The organism is Acidimicrobiia bacterium, assembly GCA_016650365.1.
Classification (GTDB): domain Bacteria; phylum Actinomycetota; class Acidimicrobiia; order Spongiisociales; family JAENVV01; genus JAENVV01.
On sequence record JAENVV010000237.1, the window covers coordinates 1 to 5,310 of the forward strand.

General features: G+C 60.6%; 5 protein-coding genes. 1 reads left to right on the top strand and 4 read right to left on the bottom strand.

The genetic code is table 11. The annotated features are described in order from the left end of the window. Positions 1-195 precede the first annotated feature (195 nt). Positions 196-1,098 (bottom strand): non-homologous end-joining DNA ligase, encoded by a 903-nt coding sequence (gene ligD / locus JJE47_13785; GenBank protein MBK5268495.1) that lies wholly within the window; start codon positions 1,096-1,098, stop codon positions 196-198. Between the two features lie 119 nt (positions 1,099-1,217). Between ligD and JJE47_13790 the strand changes: the two genes are divergently transcribed. Beyond that, positions 1,218-1,862, top strand: coding sequence for a hypothetical protein (locus JJE47_13790; protein MBK5268496.1), 645 nt, complete (start codon positions 1,218-1,220; stop codon positions 1,860-1,862). Positions 1,863-1,950: 88 nt separating this feature from the next. On the opposite strand, the gene JJE47_13795 is transcribed toward JJE47_13790, so the two are convergent. From JJE47_13795 to JJE47_13805, 3 genes are all read right to left on the bottom strand, one after another. Continuing rightward, the gene (locus JJE47_13795) at positions 1,951-3,504 is read right to left on the bottom strand and encodes a peptide chain release factor 3 (protein ID MBK5268497.1); all 1,554 of its coding nucleotides are present in this window, start codon (positions 3,502-3,504) and stop codon (positions 1,951-1,953) included. A gap of 143 nt (positions 3,505-3,647) precedes the next feature. Then, complete coding sequence (locus tag JJE47_13800; GenBank protein ID MBK5268498.1) at positions 3,648-4,688, bottom strand: hypothetical protein; 1,041 nt, start codon at positions 4,686-4,688, stop codon at positions 3,648-3,650. A gap of 135 nt (positions 4,689-4,823) precedes the next feature. After that, on the bottom strand, positions 4,824-5,310 hold a 487-nt coding region (locus JJE47_13805), incomplete at its 5' end, for a hypothetical protein (protein MBK5268499.1).

Here is a 5,310-nt window from a genome sequence, read left to right on the forward strand (position 1 = left end):
CAGCCCCCTGGAGCCCGACCGCCAATTGAAAGTCAAGATACGACGTCACCTGCGGGTCGCGAAAACTGAGCACCAGAAAACTTTTCGCGACCTGCCGTCTACCCCTCTTGATCGAGTGTGCATGCGAATTGGATTAAGCAATGTGGATGCACACTCGTCGAAGCCTTCATGGTTTTCAACCATACGCGGACGAGTTCAGGATTCTCTTCCGAATCGATCAACTCGAGTGTCGAGATCTACGCCAGCCGACCGAGCGGCCGCTTCCATATCGGCAGTCGGCAGTACCGAGGGCTCCGGCCAGGTCGGGAGATCGGCGACGCGTTCGGCCAGGTTGGCTACGGTCCACTGATCCGGGTTCGTTGTAGCCAGCTCATCCCAGGTGATCGGAGTGCTGACCGACGCTCGGGGACGGGGCCGGATGGAGAACGGCGACACCACAGACGCTCCCGGATGGTTCCTCATCCAGTCGACGAACACCCGGCCCTTCCGGTTCTTCTTGAGGAATTCGGTCGTGGCCAGGTCAGGGTTGGCGGCGACGACCAGGCCTGCAACGGCCTGAGCAGCGGTGGCTACTCTTTGCCACGGCGCGTCAGGAACAATCGGCGCCCATACGTGATAACCCTTCGATCCGGTTGCCACGGGGAGGGAATCGACGCCGAACGAGAACAGCACCTCCCTGACCGCCTCGGTGGCGGAGCGAGCTTGTTCGACGTCGCCTTCCTCGGGGTCAAGGTCCATCACGAAGTAATCCGGCCGATCGGTTTCGGGGAGCCGGCTCGTCCAAATGTGGAATGAGACCGTGCCTTGGTTGGCGAGGTACGGGACATCGGTTGGCTCGGTGATCACCGGGAACCTGGTCGTGCCTCCGTCGGACTTCTGCACCTCGAACCGTTCAATGGTCGCCGGGAAGTGGTCGGCGGCATTTTTCTGCATAAACCCTTTGGCGCCAATGCCTTGCGGATAACGCTCCAGGGTCAGGGGTCTGGCAACCAGGAATGGGAAGATCAAATCGGCCATGGTCTCGTAGTAGCCGACCATCTCGCCTTTGGTCAGCCCAATCTCGGGGAACATGATCCGATCCGGGCTGCTGACCTCCATCCCGGAACTCTATTCCGCCAAGTGGCTGATCGGGACTTCCGACTCCGGTCTAAAGCCCTAGTACCCCACTGACAAACACGGGATCTGGACGAGGATGGAGGGACCTTATGGAGATTCAAATGAAACTGAGATTTGGGCTGTTGATGGTCATGTTGGTGAGCTGCGCTCCTGAGTCGGCGACAACCGTCCAGGTCGATGTCGTCGGACCAACCACTGTTGCGGCCAGTCCCGACACCAGTGATCCGGCTTCGGAATCGACCGCCGGGTCGGGTGGAGTCGATCAAATGGGTAATTCGGATGTGGTAGATACGACTGAAGCGGTCATGGTCCCGATGGACCCGGCTGATGACGGACAGACCGGCATCGATCATTCCGGTATGGACCACCCTGCCATGGGCATTTCGTTGGCGGATGAAGGAGCGATGGCCGGCCGAACGATTCACGTCACGATGAAAGAGTTCTCATATGCGCCGACCCCGATCGAGGTGGTTGCCGGCGAAACGGTTGAGTTCGTCGTCCATAACGAAGGTGCCATCCAGCACGAGTTTCGCGTCACGACGATCGCCGCCGTTGAACACCACATTGCTGAAGGGCACGTCGACCACTCGGATGGTCTCGAGCCTGGTGTGATGGTGCTCGACCCCGGCCAGTCGGGAACCATGCTCGTCTCATTCCATGAGGCCGACGAGCTCAACGTGATCGCCTGCCTGATCCCGACTCATTACGAAGCGGGCATGTCGACCGAACTCAACGTCGCCGGCTGACCGGTCAGCCTTCTGAATGGTCGGCCTAGGCCTGTCCCGTTCGGCAGTTTTGCACGGCAAAACTGCAAGCTGACCAAAGGTCAGCCGGTCAGCCAACCACAATAGAGTCGAGCATGATGTCGGGGTGGCGTTCGCGGGTGGCTTCCATGCGGTACTTACCTTTGAACAGGGCCAGAAGCGTGCCGTCGCGGCGTTCAACGACTTCGCAGTCACGTTCGCCGGCCAGGGCGGCGGCGCCGGCGGCGTCGGTGCGGCGGGCCTCGGTGAACGGGGTGGAGGTTAGTTCGAGTTTCGCTCCGTACTCGCCTTCAAGGCGGGCGACCGCTACTTCATATTGAAGTTGACCAACGGCTGCCAGGATCGGCTGCTGTTCGCCCCACAGTGGATGATGGAGTACCTGGATGGCCCCTTCTTCGTCGAGTTCCGCCATGCCGCGGCGGAATTGTTTGTAGCGGGCGGTATCGAGGTTGAGCGCCTTCATGAAATGCTCGGGCGCAAACGTGGGGATTGGTGGGTACTGGACCTTTCCGGACTCCGAAAGGGTGTCGCCGATCTGCAGGTTGCCGGAGCTGATCAGACCGATGATGTCGCCGGGGTACGCCGTCGCAACGGTTTCGCGGTCCCTGCCGAATAGCTGGTGGGCGAAGTTAGCGGCGAATGAACGTTGCGTCCGATGGTTGGTGAGCTGGATGCCTCGCTCGAATTGACCGGAGTTGACCCGGAGGTAGGCGATGCGATCGCGATGGCGAGGATCGAGGTTGGCCTGGATCTTGAAAACGAACCCTGAGAATTCGCCGTCGATCGGCTGGATGGCATCGTCGATCGTGGGTCGGGAGGACGGCGAAGGTGCCAGCTCGGCGATGGCATCCAGCAGGAGCCGGATACCGAAATTCCATACGGCCGAACCGAAGAACACAGGCGTGGTTTCCCCGGCCAGAAACAAGTCGAGGTCGTGGTCGGCGCCGACGCCGTCGAGCAGTTCGAGTTCGCCGGCCGCGTTGATGCCGGCTTCTCCGTGGGACGCGAGGTCGGCCCCCTCAAGACGTTCCTCTTCGGCTGCCTTGGCCCCGTGGTCGGTGCGTCCAAATTTCCAGAAGGCACTGTCCCGGCGGTCGACGACCCCGACGAAGTTGGGGCCCATCCCCACCGGCCAGGTCACCGGGGTGGCGACGATACCGAGTTGCTTTTCGATGTCATCGAGCAGCTCAAGGGGGGCCAAACCAGGTCGGTCACATTTGTTGATCAGGGTGATGATCGGGGTCTTTTTGCGCTTGGCAACTTCGAAGAGCTTCTTGGTCTGAGCCTCGATGCCTTTGGCAGCGTCGAGCACGATGATGGCGGCATCTACTGCGGACAGAACCCGATAGGTGTCTTCGGAAAAGTCGCGGTGGCCGGGCGTGTCCAGCAGGTTGAAGACGTGGCCGGCGTAATTGAACTGGAGCACGGTGGATGTAATCGAGATACCGCGTTCGCGCTCCATCTCCATCCAGTCCGAGGTGACATCGCGTTGTTTTCCGGCCCGCGCCTTTACGGCGCCCGCTTCACTGATAGCTCCCGAATACATGAGGAGCTTTTCGGTGAGAGTGGTTTTTCCAGCGTCGGGGTGGGAGATGATGGCGAACGTGCGGCGCGGGGTAGTCATAGGACTTCCCGGGTGGGCGCGTTCGGCAACATGGTCATGGCAGAGGGATCCTCTCGATATTGGTCCGGTCGCAGACACTGCCGCAGCACCAAGGCCAATAGCCATTCTACGCCGTTTCAGGGCAGGACGATCAATCCGACCGATTACCGAATAAAGGTGATGGCGCCCTGGGTGCCGTATTCGGTGACTTCTCCGCCGATGGTTACGAGGAAAGCGTTGCCATAGGTGAGATTCCCGTCGGCATCAAAGGTGATCTCGGCCACTGCGACCGTTACATCGTCGAAGTCGGTGATCGCCCAACCGGGGAAGTCGTTGCCGGCGGTCAACGGTATGCCAAGATCGATGTCGGTGAAGACCCGATCGGAGTCCAGGTCGTAGATGACGAGATTGGAAAGGCCCGAAAGGTACGCAACCGTCTCGCCGTCTGCGGACACCCATGGTCGCCGTGGACAGCTTCCGGTGAAGCACGGCACGATGATTTCCCCCTGCTTGCCGTCGAAGCCGAATGTCTGCAGAAATGCTTCGCCCTCGCCGAAGATCCCGAGCACAAACCCGGTCGGGCTGAGTGACGCCGATGCCAGGGTCGATTCAAAGCCGGCCACGATGCCATAGTCGGTAATCTCGCCGTTCGAGATGTTGATGGTGGCGAGCCGTTCATTGGTCGTCTCGACTCCTTCGACCACAGCTTGTTCGAGGAGTTTGACCACGGCCAATGGGGTGCCGTCTTTGAATCCCAGGGAAAGCAGTCGGATCTGTACGTTCGCCGGGTTGGCAAGGATGTCGGCTCCGGCTCCCCGATCAACGAATACCGGGGTATCGACTCCCGGCAGCTGGTAGACCAGCGACCCGTTGACGGCGAACGCCACGGCCCCCCGGGATCCGGTCAGCCGGATTCCATTGGATGCGTAGATGCCCGAGGACCGAGATTGGATCGTGGCCGCCTCGGCGCGGTTGGGAATGGCTGAGCGCCCGACGGGCGGATCCACGAAGCCATCGCCCGGTTGAGTAATCACCTGGGGAACATCATCGATGGAGGCGATCGAAGTAGTGGTCGTGGTTGGATCGCCGGGCTCGGCCTGGGGAGCGTCGGATCCGCCGAAAGCTCCGGAGACGGCCAATGCAATCAAAGCGCCAAGGACGGCTCCCACCGGAAGTCCGAACAGAAATCCTTTGCGTTGACTCACCGAGCTCCCCTTCATCAAAAACCAATCTAATCCGCTGCAATTCCCTCTAGTTCCGTTCCGCGAGAGAGGGCCGGCCCAGGGCAGGGCAGACCCTCTCTTCTTTTTCGGGCTGTGGCCCTACCTGGCTGGGGAGAACTATCCCCGGTTGTTGGTGAACGTGAACACCTTGCGTCCCGCGTTACCTTCGATGACGACCTCAAACGTCTTGCCGACGGGCGCCTCGGGGAACTCCACCCGGATCTCCCAACTGCCATTCTCCGAAACGGTGGTGGTGCCCCCGCCATACGGCGAACTGACCCACACCGTGGTGCCCGGCTGTCCGGTTCCCCAGAAGACGTCGAAGGGGACTTCTTCTCCGCATGATCCGTATTTTTGGTTGGCTGTGAACGCAACTTCATCGCTCTGAGGCTTGGTGAACTCGAACACTTTGGAGTGGCCGTTCGTATCGGCGATGGTGACCGGGAAGGTCGTGCCGGCGGGCGCCTCGAAACGAACCTTCATTTCCCAGCCGCCGTCAGCGTTGACCTCCGCTGACGAACCACCGTATTCGGAGCGGGCGGTGACCTTGGTTCCGGGCTGGGCGGTTCCCCAAAAGACATCCCAGTTCTCAGGATTACTTCCC

Excerpts from the sequence above, each read along its gene's own strand:
- ligD (MBK5268495.1), bottom strand. The coding sequence starts at position 1,098 with ATGGAGGTCAGCAGCCCGGATCGGATCATGTTCCCCGAGATTGGGCTG.
- JJE47_13790 (MBK5268496.1), top strand. The coding sequence starts at position 1,218 with ATGAAACTGAGATTTGGGCTGTTGATGGTCATGTTGGTGAGCTGCGCT.
- JJE47_13795 (MBK5268497.1), bottom strand. The coding sequence starts at position 3,504 with ATGACTACCCCGCGCCGCACGTTCGCCATCATCTCCCACCCCGACGCT.